Source organism: Vibrio sp. BS-M-Sm-2 (assembly GCF_041504345.1).
Classification (GTDB): domain Bacteria; phylum Pseudomonadota; class Gammaproteobacteria; order Enterobacterales; family Vibrionaceae; genus Vibrio; species Vibrio satsumensis.
Genome location: NZ_CP167894.1, coordinates 3,113,782 through 3,129,755, shown reverse-complemented (window position 1 = coordinate 3,129,755; position 15,974 = coordinate 3,113,782). Strand labels below are relative to the sequence as shown.

Genomic DNA, 15,974 nt, shown 5'->3' with positions numbered 1-15,974 from the left:
CAAACATGATAAACGAGATTCCCTAGCATGTTTGTCCACACTCTTAATCGAGTGACAAATTTAATTTCTACACCACCAACTCAGTGAAAACCTATGTTTAATTTTGCCAATTTTTATCAACTTATTGCCCAAGATACTCGCCTTCAGCCATGGCTCAATGTTCTGCCACAGCAACTGACAGATTGGCAAAATGCAGAGCACGGTGACTTCGACCGTTGGTTACGTGCACTAAACAAGATCCCACAAGGTGTACCAGACCAAGTTGATCTGAAGAACTCAGTGACGATTGGCAGCTCAACACCATTTCACACAGGTGAGCTTAAAAAGCTAGAAAGCCTATTAAAGACGTTCCACCCATGGAGAAAAGGCCCTTACACCGTTCACGATATTCATATCGATACTGAGTGGCGTAGTGACTGGAAATGGGACCGTGTGCTTCCACATATCTCCCCATTGAAAAACCGTTCGGTTCTCGATGTAGGTTGTGGTAATGGTTACCACATGTGGCGCATGCTGGGTGAAGGTGCTCGCTTAACGGTTGGTATCGATCCTTCTCATCTATTCTTGGTTCAGTTTGAAGCGATTCGTAAGTTGATGGGCGATGACCAACGTGCACACCTGTTACCTCTAGGTATTGAGCAACTGCCAAAGCTAGAAGCCTACGACACTGTTTTCAGCATGGGTGTTCTGTACCACCGTCGTTCGCCACTTGATCACTTGATTCAACTAAAAGACCAATTGGTATCTGGCGGCGAGTTGGTGCTTGAAACCCTAGTAATTGAAGGCGATGAAAATGCGGTACTGGTCCCTGTTGACCGTTACGCACAGATGAGAAACGTGTACTTTTTCCCTTCAGCTCGTGCACTGAAACGCTGGCTTGAACAAGTTGGCTTTGAAGACGTACGTATCGTTGATGAAAATGTCACGACAGTTGGTGAACAACGCACAACAGAATGGATGACACACAACTCTCTGCCAGATTATCTAGATCCGAACGATCCAAGCAAAACGGTTGAAGGTCACCCAGCGCCAAGACGTGCGATTTTGGTAGCAACAAAGCCATAGATTCTCTGCCCAGAAAGCAGTGGCATATTGAGTAAATAAAACACGAGCCTATATAAGGCAGCAAAACAACGGCTTGCCATGGTCAAAAAGTCACCGTTGATTTCGCGGTGAACATTTGCTTCCTGAGCTCACGAATTGAACAAAAATTGACTTACGTTTAATAAGTGAGCTATTTCAAATAGCAATAATTGGCGTAGCGCTCACATTGCGATTCAATATGACCAGACTCTTACAATAGGATGCTTCACGCATCCTTTTTTGTGGGCTAAACTTCTAAATAGTCTGAACTATTCTCTAATTCTCAAAGGTTTTTTTATGTTTAAGCGATTATCGCCGATTGTGGCGGTTGGTTTGCTCTCTGGCTGTACTCTGACAAACGGTGCAGCCTATCACCAAGAAACTCTCGACGCTATTTCCCGCTCAGAGACAAACATCGCAAATAAAGTTCAAAATCTTGAACTGCAACTAAGCAATCAAAGTGATTATATTGAAAGCTTAGAAGACGAAATCACTCTCCTTTCTAGTCAATTAGATGTCCATCTAACCAATATGGAACACAAAGTTATTGAAGAACTAGAGGAAGAAGAACCTGTCGTCGTTGCAGCCGCTCCTGTCGCTCCTACGTTACAACCAACCATCCTTGGCGGCATCGAAAAAGTGTCTATCGACTCAATCAAGCAAAGCTTCGATGCTCGTGTGGATACAGGTGCAACCACCTCTTCTCTAAATGCTGTCGATATCAAAGAGTTCGAACGTAACGGTAAGAACTGGGTTAAATTCCACCTAGACGACAAAGCACAAGCTGAAAAAGACCAGAAATGGATTGAAGCGCCTGTTTTACGTTATGTGAAAATCCGTCAATCAACGAATGATCAGACTGAACGTCGAGCTGTGATCGAATTATGGGTGAAAGTTGGAAAAATCCATGAAAAAGCGCAATTTACATTGGCAGATCGCTCTCAAATGAGTCACCCTGTATTACTAGGGCGCGAATTTATCAAAGACATAGCGCTAGTGGATGTAAGTAAAAAGTACGTACAAACGGAAGTTAAATAACAATAGTAGGGTAAGCTATGACGTCAAGAATTCCATTTTATATCTCTATATTCCTGCTTATCGTTGCAGGTATAACACTGAGTATGTTCAGACATACCACCTACGGTGTACCTTGGACTCCTGGGGAAACCAGACAGGTTTGGGACATTGAAGCTCGTATCGAGTTCAATGCGGTTGGTAAAGAAGCAAAAGTTTCACTAGCAGCTCCTCACACTCAGTCTAATTACACACTTATTGGTGAATCAGCTTCGTCACCAGGTTACGGCATCTCTTACTTGAACACAGAATCAGGTCGCCGTGCAGAGTGGTCTATTCGCCATGCTGATGGCCCTCAAACTATCTACTATAAGACTCAATTCCTAGTCGATAACCAAGCGAAAGTTGATGCTATACCACCAGAAGGCGAAATCACACAACCAAGCTTTGATGGTCCTGAAGAAGCTGCTGCGTTGGCATTGATTGACAGAGCAACTAAACGCTCAGCAGACAACATAACTTTCACTCGCGAACTTATCAAAACGCTTAATGACCCAGACAGCCAAAACTCAGCGCTGATTCTGAATAACATGAGCAAAGTTGAAGCGACACATAAGCTACTTTCAGCAGCAAACATCCACAATAAAGTCGTTGGCGTTATCGAGCTAGAAGATGGACGTCGTCGTCAATCTATTCAGCAAATGAACCAGATCTGGGATAACGACCAATGGGTTCTATTCTCTCCAGAATCAAGTGAACAACAAGTTCAGCCAAATCTGCTTATTTGGGATGAATCAAACGTTTCTCTACTGGATGTGGTTGGCGGTCAGAACAGTAAAGTTCACTTCTCTATGATTGCGCAGGAGGTTACTCCTACTGAAGCAACCAATAGCAAAGTCTCTGCTGATCAACTGTTAAACCTTTCAATTCACAGCCTACCGCTAGAAGAGCAAGCGATGTTCAAAACCATCATGCTGATTCCTATCGGTGCTCTGATTGTTGTATTCCTGCGTGTCATCATTGGTTTAAAAACGTCTGGTACCTTCATGCCAGTACTGATTGCAGTAGCCTTTGTACAAACACAATTGGTAACGGGCATTGTCGGCTTCCTACTGATTGTTGGTACGGGTCTTATTATTCGAAGCTACTTGTCCAAACTTAATTTGCTACTGGTCGCCAGGATATCCGCCGTAATCATCACGGTAATCATGATTATCTCTGTGTTTACTGTAGTCGCATTTAAAGTGGGTCTAACAGAAGGTCTGTCTATTACGTTCTTCCCAATGATTATCCTATCTTGGACTATCGAACGTATGTCTATCCTATGGGAAGAAGAAGGCGCGAAAGAAGTAATGCTACAAGGTGGTGGTTCTCTATTCACTGCGGTTCTTGTTTACTTAGGCATGACTAACCCGTTCATTCAGCACTTAACGTTTAACTTTATTGGTTTACAGCTTGTTATTCTAGCGACCATTTTGCTACTAGGTAACTACACAGGCTACCGTCTAACAGAGCTTCGTCGCTTTAAACCGCTAGCGGAGGACTAAGTTATGTTTGATCAATTTACTTCACCGTTTAAGTTGAAAGACAAAGGCATAATGGGAATGAACAAGCGTAACCATAGTTATATTGGTCGCTACAATGATCGTTCCAAGTATCCACTCGTTGATGACAAGCTTAAGACTAAGATCATTGCTGAACAGGCTGGCGCTACTGTGCCAAAACTGATTGGCGTTATTGGTCATCAAGCTGAAGTAAAAACAATCCACAAGATGGTAAAAGAGTGGCCGGGTTTCGTAATCAAGCCGGCTCAAGGTAGTGGTGGTAAAGGTATCCTTGTTGTGATCTCTCACAAGGATGGCGTTTACACCAAACCATCGGGTTCGACTATCAATGAAGAAGATGTAGAGCGTCACATCAGTAACGCTCTCGCGGGTCTTTTTTCACTTGGTGGTAAGAACGATGTAGCTGTAGTAGAAAACCTCATCAAGTTTGACGAGTGTTTTGATGGCTTCAGTTACGAGGGTGTACCAGATGTACGAATCATCGTATTCAAGGGCTACCCTGTTATGGCGATGATGCGTCTATCTACTTCAGCTTCTGATGGCAAAGCTAACTTGCACCAAGGTGCTGTGGGCGTAGGTATTTGTATAGCTACTGGCAAAGCCGTTCGTGCGGTTCAGTTTGACCACCCAGTGACTCATCACCCAGATACAGGGAAAGAGCTGGCGCTACTACAAGTGCCGCATTGGGAAAAGCTACTAACGCTTGCATCAAGCGCTTGGGAAATGACAGGTCTTGGCTACATGGGTACTGACATGGTTTTAGACCAAGAAGAAGGTCCGATGGTACTTGAGCTAAACGCACGTCCTGGATTAGCGATACAGATTGCAAACGGCGCTGGTTTACTACCTCGCTTGCATCACATCGAAAACCTAGGCACACCTGCTGAATACCCAAAACCAGCAGAGCGTGTTGCATACGCCGCTAAACAATTTGGTGTTCACGGTAACGAGATTGCTCCAAACTAGGCCCATCTGAATTAAAGCAAAACGATTGAATAAGTAATTCATACTGAATATAGCTCATTAAAAAAAGCCGCATAACTCTGAGAGTTACGCGGCTTTTTAATGTCTGTCGCTAATTCGCTTAACGCTCGGAACTAAGCTTCTGTTGTTTCCGTTTCAGACTCACGAATGGGGTCAATACGAACCGCCGCCACCTTAAACTCAGGGATCTTCGCATGTGGATCCGTCGCAGTAGTCGTCAAACGGTTAACAGGTGATTCAACGAAATGGAATGGAATGAACACCACACCCTTTTGCATTCGCTTAGTCACAAACGCCGCGATTTCTATTTCACCACGACGTGTTGATACTTTGAGCATCTGACCATTCGAGATACCCAATGCTTCAGCATCATGAACACTCACCATGGCACGCGGCCCTGCTAAGTTATCCAACCCTTTTGTTTTACGTGTCATGGTTCCAGTATGGAACTGTTCTAAAATGCGGCCTGTCGTTAATACTAGCGGGTATTCCGCGTCCGGTAACTCAGCAGCGTATCTAAACGGAATCGCCTCCATTTGACCACGCCCACGCGTAAATTGGGTCTGGTGCATGATACGAGTGCCATCAGGGTTATTCTTATTACTTGGCCATTGCACGCCGTTCACCGTAATATTCTCCCAACGTAAACCACCATACTGTGGCGTTACACGTGCTATCTCATTGGTGATATCGGCAACGGTTTTATAGTCCCACCAACCACCGCCCATTGCGTTGGCTAGCATTTGGATAATCACCCAATCTTCTTTCGCTTCACCTGGAGGTAATACCGCCGGGTTAATGCGCTGAACACGACGCTCGGTATTAGTAAAGTGACCAGACTTCTCAGCGAACGAGCAAGACGGCAGAACCACATCGGCATACTGGGCGGTTTCAGTTAAGAAAATATCTTGAACCACTAGGAAATCTAACGCTTCAAGCCCTTCAATCACATGTGCTTGATTCGGGTCACTCAGCACTGGGTTCTCGCCCATAACGTACAGACCACGCACATCTCGATGACACGCGCCATCAATAATCTCGGTCAGTGTTAAGCCCGTTTCAGCTGGTAAATCAGTAACGCCCCACTCCATCGCGAATTTTTGACGAACCATTGGGTTATACACTTTTTGGTAGCCCGGAAGGTTGTTTGGCAATGCGCCCATGTCACACGCGCCTTGTACATTAGATTGACCACGTAATGGGTTTATACCACCGCCTTCAATACCAATGTTGCCGCACAAGAGTTGAAGGTTTGCGATAGAGCGAACATTATCGTGACCAGTAGTGTGCTGCGTAATACCCATCGAGTAGTACACCGCGGTACGCTCTGCAGTACCGATCAAGCGCGCCATAGCGAAGATGTCTTCCGCTTTAACGCCTGTCACCAATTCCACTTTGTCTAAGGAGTAGCTTGGTGACATGACCTCTTGTAACAAGGTATCAAAGCCGTCCACACGATCTTCGATATACTCTTGGTCATACCAACCGTGTTTGATGATCTGCTGCATCACGCCATTAATCAGCATCACGTCTGTACCCGGTCGGTGAGCTAGGTAAAGTTCAGCATGGTCGGCAATATCGATTCTCTTAGGATCAGCGACGATCAAGCGAGCACCGTTATGTCTTACCGCCTGTTTGATGTGTGAGCCGATAATTGGATGTGCCGATGTGGTGTCCGAACCAATAATAAAGATCACATCAGAGTGCTTGATACTTGGAATATCATTGGTCATAGCTCCACTGCCTAGCGAAGCTTCAAGCCCAGTCACCGTTGAGGCATGACAAAGACGTGCACAGTGATCGACGTTATTGGTACCTAGTTCACGACGAATGAATTTTTGGAACGCATAGTTATCCTCGTTGGTGGTTTTCGCCGACGAGAACCCCGCCAAAGCGTTACTGCCAAAGCCTTGCTTAATCGCTGTAAACTTCTCGGCAACGAGCTTAATCGCTTCATCCCAACTTGCAGGTTGTAACCAGCCATCTTTACGAATTAATGGTGTGGTTAAACGCGCATCGCTGCCAACGAAATCGAAACCAAATCGCCCCTTAACACACAACATGCCTTCATTGACCGGAGAGTCCCCACCTTCGATATAACGGATTTTATTTTTGTGCTCATCGATATGCATGGTTAGTTTACAGCCCACACCACAATAGGTGCAGATGGTATCGACTTTCTTGAGTACGTCTGTGTCTCCTTGCTTTCTATCACGAGCATCCACCATCGCACCGGTTGGACACGCCTGAATGCAAGAGCCACATTGAACACAGTTTGAGTCGCCCATTAATGTTTTGTCCGACCCAAAGTTAGGGCGACATTCAGGCCTTGATGCTGGCTTACCATCGGCTTGGCTCATGAAGCTAAGAACGCCATGAACATTCTGCTCGCGACATGCTTGGATACACTGACCGCAACTGATACAGCGGTTAGCATCAAAGATTATGAATTCAGAGCTGTCATCAACGGCAAATTTTTGTCTTGTTAAACCGACCTTCGCTTCTTCTGCGCGAATCGCCTGCCAACTTTCATTTGAAGCCACATCGATTTTGTATTCTGGATATGTTTGAGTGGCTTTGTATTCGGTCGAATAGTCTCTTAGGTCGCAGTTTGTATTAGCTTGGCAGCCGCATTCTAAACATCTTGCTGCTTCCGCGATTGCATCTGCATTATCAAAGCCTGTTTCTACTTCCTCAAAACTTTGCTCGCGCTGCTCGGGGGTTAGCTCTGGCATGATCTTACGCGCCATTCGCTGAATGGACTTGTACTGCTCAGGATCCACCGCTTTGAGCTGCTTGTGCTTTCTTGAGTTAAACGGTTTGACCGGAATGTTATCCATGTCGCCGTGAAAGAAACGATCGATCGCTTGCGCTGCAATACGTCCATCGCCAACGGCTTCGACAGCCGTCGCAGGGCCGCGTCGAAAATCACCAATACTAAAGATATTGCCAGTACCGGTATGCATGGTTTGCGGATCAGCATCAGCGGTATTCCAACGAGTCAGTGGAATATCAATCGATTCGTTGTCCATAAAGCTCAGATCAGGCTTTTGCGACACCGCAGCGATAACCGTATCGAAGGCTTCGACAAAGAACTCACCCGTTGGTTTAGGGCTACGACGACCGGAAGCATCAGCCGGCCCTAAAGCCATACGCTCTAAGCGTATTTCTGATACGTGGCCATTTTCATCAGCTATATTTTCGGCCGGGTTAGTCAAGAAGTGGAACTTCACACCTTCATGCTCAGCTTCTTCAATTTCGTAATCTTCTGCAGGCATCTCATCTCGAGTTCGACGATAAATCAACGTGGTATCCGCACCATCACGCACCGCAGTTCGAGCACAGTCAATCGCGGTGTTACCGCCACCGATCACTGCAACCTTTTTACCTGTGACATACTGCTGATCGGTCACGTAATCTTTAAGGTAATCGACGCCTAGGTAACAACCGCTAAGCTCGCTACCCGGATAGTTCATTTCAACCGCTTGTGATGCACCAACAGCTAAACAAACCGCATCAAAATCGTTGCTCAAATCAGACAGTGTAAAATCAACGCCCAATTTTTTATCGCACTCTACCGACATCCCATTACGGCACATCAGTTCGATTTCTTTATCTAGAATCGACTTAGGTAAGCGATACTCTGGGATACCGTAACGCAGCCAACCACCAGCTTTAGGCATCGACTCATAAACAACTACATCATAGCCTTCGTTGGATAGATAATAACCTGCAGTAAGACCACCGGGGCCACTACCAACAATCGCTATACTCTTACCTTTATTTGGTTTCTGAACTGGTATATAGCTTTCTTGCGCCGCTAAATCTGCATCGGCTGCGTGTCGCTTGAGTTGGCGTATCGCGATGGATTCATCAACCAAGTTTCGACGGCATTCAGTTTCACAAAATGCAGGACATACACGACCAATCGAAAGCGGCATTGGTAATGTCTTTTTGATCACCTCAATCGCTTTGATGTGATCATTTTGAGCAATATGATGCAGATAAGATTGAATATCGACCCCTGCAGGGCACGCAGTTTGGCATGGTGCCTCACAATCTGCGTAATGGTCTGTCATTATTCGGTTCAACGCTTCTTGTCGATGGTTAGTCAACGGCTTTGACTGAGTCGTAATATTCAACCCATTAGACACTTCAAGATCGCACGAGCGCTTCATACCTAAGCCATCAACCTCGACGACACATAAATCGCATGGAATCTTATCTGTTGTTTTGTTCAAACCACATAGAGATGGGATCTCTAAACCACATGTTTTTGCCGCTTCAAGTACGGTTTGTCCTTGTTCGACGATTCGAAATTTCCCATCAATAACGATTTGAATCATATTGAGTCCTGCCTTCCAGTTTGCGTAATAGCCACGCTCAAAAATATTAATTAGTCGTTCAGTCGTGTGTAGACACTACTGCCATACCATTACCATACATTAATTGTGGTTTTGTGCGTGTGACTTCAAACAAGTTCTATTGAGATTAGCCCTAATGTATGAGTGGTCATATCAGTAGTTCAAAGGGGGTAAGTTACGAGGCATATGAAGCGGATCAGGCCAAAGGGGGTTAGAACAATTGCAGAACGCTAGATTTAGGTACTAAAAAGCCCCTAATGATTAGGGGCTATGAATCAGTATCGTTGAATCGCTATCGAGCTTATTGCTCAGTTTCTTCGATAAGCTCTTGTACTGGAGATGCTGGCTTGTTTTGAGCAAAACCGCGCAAACCAACAACGTGTACATGTTCGTGGTCTTTAAATACCTTACGAACCAGTTTGTAAGTTGTGCCTTTCTCTGGACTTATGTTCTCTGGCGCCGCGATCAGAAGTTGCATTCCTAAACGGTCACACAGTTCAAATAGCGTTGAAATAGATTTCGCATCCAGACGTGCCGCTTCATCAAGGAACAACAAACGACATGGAATGATGTCTTTACTACGAAGTCGACGTGACTCTTCTTCCCAGCTCTGAACAACCATCAGTAGGATAGACTGACCGGTACCGATCGCTTCACCCGTAGACAATGCGCCAGATTCCGCTTGTAACCAACCGTCTGAACCACGGTTAACTTCAACACTGAGTTCTAGGTAGTTACGATAATCCAGTAGCTCTTCACCCAGAACTTGCGGAGAACGTTGACCCATATCGATATGTGGGTTCACACGTTGGAACAATTTCGCCATTGCTTCTGAGAAGGTGAAGCGCGTTGATTCAAACAAGTCTTTGTGCTGCTCTTGCTGAGTCGCTAAGCCTGACAGCAAGATTTCGTGGCTTTCACGGATCTTAACGTTCAGACGAACGCCCTTAACCTGACCAAAGTAAATATTAGACAAGCCTTGGTTCAGCATTCGAATACGGTTCTGCTCGCGCTGAATCGTTTTCTTGATAATGCTTGCTACCGACTCAGAGCTAATCGCCAAGCGGTTTTCACGCTGTGTCAATTCTTCTGTTAGTCGAGCGAGCTCAACTTCCATCTCTTCGATTGCTTCAACCGGATCATCCGTATGAATGATGTCTTGGCGAATACGCTCGCGAAGATGTTGGTAAACCGCAATGTAGAACAGAACTTTACGCTCTGGATGTGCGTTGTCTTCCGATAGACGCAGCGAATCACGTAAGTCGTCATTGTCAGCTACAGCCAGACGTAGCGCACCCAATGATTTATCCGACATTGAGCGAAGTTCTCCCGCCGTTAGGTAAGCCAGTTCACGCTTGTGTAGACGACGTTCAACATCATTTTCACGAGCTAAACGAAGTACTGAGCACCAACCTGCTTTTGCTGCAACCACGAAGGTACGAAGTTCTGTGTACTCTTTCTGTACTTTCTTAAGACGCTTAGCCAAGGCTTTCATCTCAAGTTCTGTTGACGTAATCGTACGCTCGTATTCGCTCTTGCGGCTGCGAGATGTGTGTAAACGCTCTTGAAGCTCGTCACGACGACGTACAGCACGCTCTTCAGCGCCTTCATCAGCGTTTACGCCAAACTCTTGTAGCTCTTGTTTGAACTCTTGAACCGTCTCTTGCTTCGCTTGATGTGAGCTCTTCAGTGCCGCCAATACTTGGTTATATTGGTTCATCTGTTCACGAGCTTGCTTCAAGCCATCACGGCCTTTGGTTCTTGCTTGCTCTGCTTGAACCAATTTCGCTTTTAATTGCTCGCTCAGTTCACTGCTCTTGTTTAGCAAATCAACAGAGTCCGCGTAAGCAAAGTAGTGACGACGCTCAATCAAATCAGACAGCGCGAACACTTTGCCTTTTAGGGTTTGTAGTGCGTAATCGGCTTGACGATATTCGGCTTCCAAGGCTTCGAACTGCTCTGGGTCAGCATCTAGTGCAGATACGATTTGCTCTAGAGAAGTAAGCGCTTTGCCATGACTATTCAAGTAAGACTTAGCTTCACTTAAACGCTCTAGTTGTGCTTCTAATTCAGCTAAGCGCTCAGCCAATGTTTCGTCTTCAAGAATACGAACCATTGGCGCTAATTTATCTAATGCACCAAGTGCCTGCTTGCTTTGTAGAAGCTGGCTACGTTGCTGCTGCTCTTTAGAGTTAAGCTCAGCCAGAGAACGAACAATTTGATTGCGCTTATCACGAATCGCAGTAAGTGCTTGTTCTGGGTCTGCGTTAAACGCAACGTGTAGGTGCTTCGCAACAAAGCTGTTGAATGCTTGGTATAAGCGATTCAGTTTTTGAGAGTCAAACGCTGCTTTCGCGTGGTTCTCAACCACAACATCACGCTCTTCGCGCAATTTCTCTAGGCGCTGTTCACGAGCCGCACGGCCAAACAGTGGGATCTCAGGGAAACGAGAGTAACGCATTTGGCGATCGTTCAGCTGAACACACACCGCGCCTTCAAGCTCATCGGCATTAAACGAGCTGTCATCAAACGCGTCTACATCGCCTTCTAGGATGTAAAGGTCTTCTGGACAATCATCAAGATCCACCAGCTTCTCTTTAATACCATCAAGATCCGAAACCACAATCGCGTGACGAGCTGGGCCGTACATCGCACTAAAGTACGGCGCATCACCAATCGTGATGTCATCGTAGATCTCAGAAAGCAGCACGCCACCCAGCGTATCCGCCAGGCCTTTCAGGCGAGGATCGTTAGAACCACCTGGCGAAGCTAAACGCTCAATCTCTTGCTCAAGTTCAGCTCGGCGCGTTGCCAACTGATCTTTTGCTACCGCTTGAGATTTCTCATCTTCAAGTACTTGCTGCATTTGAGTCATTACCGCTTGGCTATCTTCTAGCTCAGCGTCTGTTTGATCTCTTAAAGCTTCAAGTGCATCGTTTGCCGTGATCCACGCAGGAGCAATTGACTCAAGTTTTTGAATCTCTTGGTCGTGGTTTTGTTGTATACGACGTTGCTCGCTCTTCGCTTCACGCAGCTCTTCTTGAGCGTACTCAAGGGACTCGATCTGCATAGCGTGACGTTCACGTTCTTCATCGAAAACCGCTTCATCAGTCAGTGAGATGTTGTGCTGTTTTTGGTATTCAGTCGCAAGCTCTTTTGCTTGACGCTGCTGAGCCACATCACGAGCCATGTCGCGGTGCTGAGCGCGCCACTGCTGTTCGTTCTCAACAACGTGTTTTGCGTTACGACCTTTTTCTAAAGCTTGCTTAGCGCTGCTAGACGCTTCTTTGCGCTCCACGTCACCAACGATGCTCTTAACTAAAGACAGTGCTTTGTCGAACTGTGCTGAAGCTGCAGAAGACATATCTAGCTTGTGCTTAGTAGCCAGTAGCGCTTGAGTGCTTGATTCTTCTTGTGCTTTTAGCTCAGAAACAAGAGTTAATGCACTTTCTGCCGTAATCGATTCATCACCAAGCAACTGCTTAGTTTTCTCTAATGCTTGAACCGCTTGCTGGTACTGAAGTGCACGCGTCTGCTGAACATCCAACGCTTGTTGGTAATCAGCAAGCTGAGTTTTCAGGCTATCCACTTCTTCTTCAGTGATGGTTGCCTGCTCTTCAGCAAGAAGTACTCGCTCTTGAGCTTCTTCCACTACCATCATCTGCTCTTCTAGACGCTCATTAAGCTCTTCTAGATCTTCGCTATAGCGAGCAATCTTCTCTTGCTGGCGAAGTGCAGTTTGAACCAATTGAAGATGATCCGAAGCCGCTTGATAATCTTGCTCTAGTGCCGACTCTTGATCGACCAACAGCTCTAATTCTTCTTGAACACGGTTCAACAAGTTGTTTTGATCATGCAAGGTTTCACGCGAACCAAACAGTTCACCACGGAACTTCATGGTTTGATCAAGCTTGTTACGACGGTCGTTGGCATGGCGCATGTAATCTGCTGCCACGTAGTTCGTCGATTCAGTGATCAAGTGTTTGAACAGGTCACGGTCCGACTGAGTTGTCTTGATCGCTTCTAGCGTCATGCGGTTCTCACGCAGTGCTGATTCCATGTCTTGGAATGCTTTCTTCACACCACCGTTTTGCGGTAGAAGATAATCGCGCAGAGAACGCGTAATCGCACTAGAAATACCGCCGTAAAGCGATGCTTCGATCAAACGGTAGAACTTAGAGCGGTCGCTGCTGTTACGCAGTTTCTTAGGTACCACACCGTATTCAAACATTTGCGAGTGGTAATCAACAATCGAAGAGAAGGCTTTAAAATGAGCGCCTTCGTATTGCGCTACCGCCGCTTTCACATCATTCAACTGACATACGCGAGCGTGGCTGTCTGAAACATTCTGAATCAACACATCCGTTGGTTTCACATGGCTTGGAAGGCCTTGGATTACGAACGGTTTGATGTCTACTTTCTTGTCACGACCGGCAACTTGCTGCAGTTTTACTGCAAACAATAGGCGTTGATTACGAGAGTTCACAACATCTAGTGCAGCATAACATGCGCCAGGTTGAAGCTTACCGTAAAGGCCTTTATCACGAGATGACTGTGAGCTACCCGCTTCCGTTGTGTTACGGAAATGCAGAAGGCTTTGGTCAGGAATCAGCGCTGTGATGAATGCCGCCATAGTGGTCGACTTACCTGCACCGTTACCGCCAGAAAGCGTTGTAACCAATCCATCAATATCAAAAGTACGCGCAAAGAAGCCGTTCCAGTTGACCATGGTTAATGATTGATACTTACCTCTTTCAATCATGCTTCACCTTCTACTTTTGTTTGTTCGCCATCGTTTGACTCAAGGTCAAAGTCAGCTTGATCGTTAAAAATGTCTTGTTGACCGTTTTCGTCCACGTCTACTTCTGATACGGCTTCCGCCTGTTCTTCATTCAACAAGCTACCTTGGTTAGGCTCTTGGGTATGAACCACAGCTTCACCATCACGGATAAGACGTAATTGCGCTTCTTTCATATCGTCACCAACACGAACGTCAGCGCCAAAGCGGAATACCGCTTCGCTGATACGGAACTTGCCGGTTTCACCAATCGCAATCAACATGCCGATACGGCGCAAACGACGTAAAGAAGTACGTACTTTTTCGAAGAGCTTTTCTTTATCTAGGTCAGAACCAGACGCACGGTTGGTTGCAAGCTTCATGAGTTTTTTCTCATCCGCTAACGACATCAATTCATCAAACAGTTCTTGGTTGGTGAAGATACCTTCATGAGCCAGACGTTCTGGGCTTAGGTATAAGAAACACAACACCTTGCCAACCAACATGTCTAGCTCAGACAACACACTACGACCAATTAGAGACGTAGAACGCGGACGCAGGTAGAAGAAACCTTCCGGTGCTTTTACCAGTTCAGTATTGTAGCGTTGATAGAAATGCTGAAGCTCAACTTCAAAATCAGACAGTAACGCGTGGTTATCTAGGTCTTCTGTTGAAACATGCTTACCTGAACGCAGCATGCTGTCTAGTGCAGGGAACAGTGGGTTCGCTATCGCTTTTACCAGTTTCTCTGGCATGTAATCATCAGTACTTGTTAATGACATTTGCTTGTACCTTTGCACCGAAATCGTTGATTGCCTGCCAATCTGGCTGAATAGCCTGATAGTCAGACTCTGAGTAACCTAAGCGTACGGCTTGGTCGACAACAATTCTGGCTAAATCAAAATGGTGTGTGCGAGGGTGTGCAGCGAGGTAATCGCGTAACACAAGGCCAAGATCAATTGGCGCGCCTTGCTGTTTGTGAGCTTTTAACATCTCTGCAATTCGATCGGAAAGCAGGTCATTCACTTGCTCAAATTCTTCGTACTCTACGTCGATTGGTGCTTGTCCCATCACTTCGTCATCACGAAGCACAAGCGCTTCATCACGAAGATCCGTCAGCTTCTCAGCGTCAGCGTAAGTCAATAACCAAGGTGCATCAAAGTAGTCAGTGACTGACTGACGCAAGCGCTGGCTAAAGGCTCGGTTTTTATCCATATCAATCGCGGTACGAATAAACTTGTGAACATGGCGGTCGTAGCCGATCCATAAATCGATGGCTTGTTGGCCCCAACTGGTGATTCGGTCTAGCTTCATCTGCAAGCCGAACAGGGTTTCGCCAACGAACTCGAGTTCATCGTCACCGTAAACAATTTCTTGAATATCGAGGATCTGTGTTTGCAGTTCATCACCCGCCGCTTGCAAGGTGTCTTGCAACTCTTTTAGCGTGGACGAGGTTTCTGAAAGCAAGGTTTCACAGTTGTTAATCGCCTCTCGCCAATCTTTGTTTAAAAGGTCAGCAATTTGCTGCTTAACTGTTTGCTGCTGCTCATCCATAACACGTTGGTTAAGATCAATTTGATCGAAAATTTCACCAACAGAATACTTGAGCACGCCGTAAACATTCTTTCTCCAATGTCCTGGAGTTCCGCCTTTTTGTGCTGCTTCAATGGCTTTTGCCATCTCGTCCGCAACCATTGAAAGCTGGATAGACAGTTTCAACTTAGAGAACTGACGGTGGCGTAAGTAATAATCTGAAATACCAATCGCCAATGGTGATAAGCGATAAATACTCGCACCATCGGTGATTTCGCTAGTAAAGCGGCTAATCAACTTTTGTTTAACTAACTCGTTGATGGCATTGTTGGCACGAAACGCGGACGCTTCGCCAGTATCTTCAAACAGTCGAGTGACGATGGTAAATGCATCGTGCAGTTCCCCCTCGCCCAACTCTTCATCGAACCTTTCATTGCTTAGTACTGCGATAGCAATCAAAAATGCTAAGCGCTCTGGTGGCAAGTTTAATGAAAAATCATGCTGCTTGACCCAGCCCACCAACTCATCAATTGGCTGCTCTTCGGCAGTTTGAGTCATTTCACTCATTGTGGTTCCTGTTACTGTTCTTCGTCATATCGAATGTATTAGATATGACGCCTATTTCTTTATGACGCGGGCTTCTTACGATGGCAT

General features: G+C 45.9%; 8 protein-coding genes. 4 read left to right on the top strand and 4 right to left on the bottom strand.

Going from position 1 to position 15,974, the window contains the following annotated elements:
- Window positions 1-93 precede the first annotated feature (93 nt).
- The 4 genes from cmoB to AB8613_RS14330 all read left to right on the top strand — a co-directional run bounded on the left by cmoB (window position 94) and on the right by AB8613_RS14330 (window position 4,628).
- Window positions 94-1,065: a tRNA 5-methoxyuridine(34)/uridine 5-oxyacetic acid(34) synthase CmoB gene (gene cmoB / locus AB8613_RS14345; protein ID WP_372383990.1), complete on the top strand. Its 972-nt coding sequence runs from the start codon at window positions 94-96 to the stop codon at window positions 1,063-1,065.
- A gap of 315 nt (window positions 1,066-1,380) precedes the next feature.
- Window positions 1,381-2,121, top strand: a complete 741-nt coding sequence (locus AB8613_RS14340) for an ATP-dependent zinc protease (RefSeq protein WP_146492177.1) — start codon at window positions 1,381-1,383, stop codon at window positions 2,119-2,121.
- Window positions 2,122-2,138: 17 nt separating this feature from the next.
- Window positions 2,139-3,644 carry an inactive transglutaminase family protein gene (locus AB8613_RS14335; protein WP_248368991.1) on the top strand — a complete coding sequence of 502 codons (1,506 nt, stop codon included), beginning with the start codon at window positions 2,139-2,141 and terminating at the stop codon, window positions 3,642-3,644.
- 3 nt (window positions 3,645-3,647) lie between these two features.
- On the top strand, window positions 3,648-4,628 hold the full coding sequence (locus AB8613_RS14330; RefSeq protein ID WP_060982365.1) for an alpha-L-glutamate ligase-like protein: 981 nt from the start codon (window positions 3,648-3,650) through the stop codon (window positions 4,626-4,628).
- A 131-nt stretch (window positions 4,629-4,759) separates the two neighbouring features.
- On the opposite strand, the gene fdhF is transcribed toward AB8613_RS14330, so the two are convergent.
- The 4 genes from fdhF to mukF form a co-directional block, all read right to left on the bottom strand.
- Window positions 4,760-8,992 carry a formate dehydrogenase subunit alpha gene (gene fdhF, locus AB8613_RS14325; protein WP_372383989.1) on the bottom strand — a complete coding sequence of 1,411 codons (4,233 nt, stop codon included), beginning with the start codon at window positions 8,990-8,992 and terminating at the stop codon, window positions 4,760-4,762.
- Window positions 8,993-9,311: 319 nt separating this feature from the next.
- Window positions 9,312-13,772, bottom strand: a complete 4,461-nt coding sequence (mukB, locus tag AB8613_RS14320) for a chromosome partition protein MukB (RefSeq protein WP_372383988.1) — start codon at window positions 13,770-13,772, stop codon at window positions 9,312-9,314.
- A complete protein-coding gene (gene mukE, locus AB8613_RS14315; protein ID WP_061018447.1) occupies window positions 13,769-14,569 on the bottom strand; it encodes a chromosome partition protein MukE in 801 nt (266 codons plus the stop codon). The genes mukB and mukE overlap by 4 nt, the downstream gene beginning before the upstream one ends.
- A complete protein-coding gene (gene mukF, locus AB8613_RS14310; RefSeq protein ID WP_017055049.1) occupies window positions 14,550-15,887 on the bottom strand; it encodes a chromosome partition protein MukF in 1,338 nt (445 codons plus the stop codon). Before mukF ends, mukE begins: the two co-directional genes overlap by 20 nt.
- Window positions 15,888-15,974 lie beyond the last annotated feature (87 nt).

Bases quoted from the DNA above. Each gene is read 5' to 3' on its own strand.
- cmoB (WP_372383990.1), top strand. From the start codon at position 94: ATGTTTAATTTTGCCAATTTTTATCAACTTATTGCCCAAGATACTCGC.
- AB8613_RS14340 (WP_146492177.1), top strand. From the start codon at position 1,381: ATGTTTAAGCGATTATCGCCGATTGTGGCGGTTGGTTTGCTCTCTGGC.
- AB8613_RS14335 (WP_248368991.1), top strand. From the start codon at position 2,139: ATGACGTCAAGAATTCCATTTTATATCTCTATATTCCTGCTTATCGTT.
- AB8613_RS14330 (WP_060982365.1), top strand. From the start codon at position 3,648: ATGTTTGATCAATTTACTTCACCGTTTAAGTTGAAAGACAAAGGCATA.
- fdhF (WP_372383989.1), bottom strand. From the start codon at position 8,992: ATGATTCAAATCGTTATTGATGGGAAATTTCGAATCGTCGAACAAGGA.
- mukB (WP_372383988.1), bottom strand. From the start codon at position 13,772: ATGATTGAAAGAGGTAAGTATCAATCATTAACCATGGTCAACTGGAAC.
- mukE (WP_061018447.1), bottom strand. From the start codon at position 14,569: ATGTCATTAACAAGTACTGATGATTACATGCCAGAGAAACTGGTAAAA.
- mukF (WP_017055049.1), bottom strand. From the start codon at position 15,887: ATGAGTGAAATGACTCAAACTGCCGAAGAGCAGCCAATTGATGAGTTG.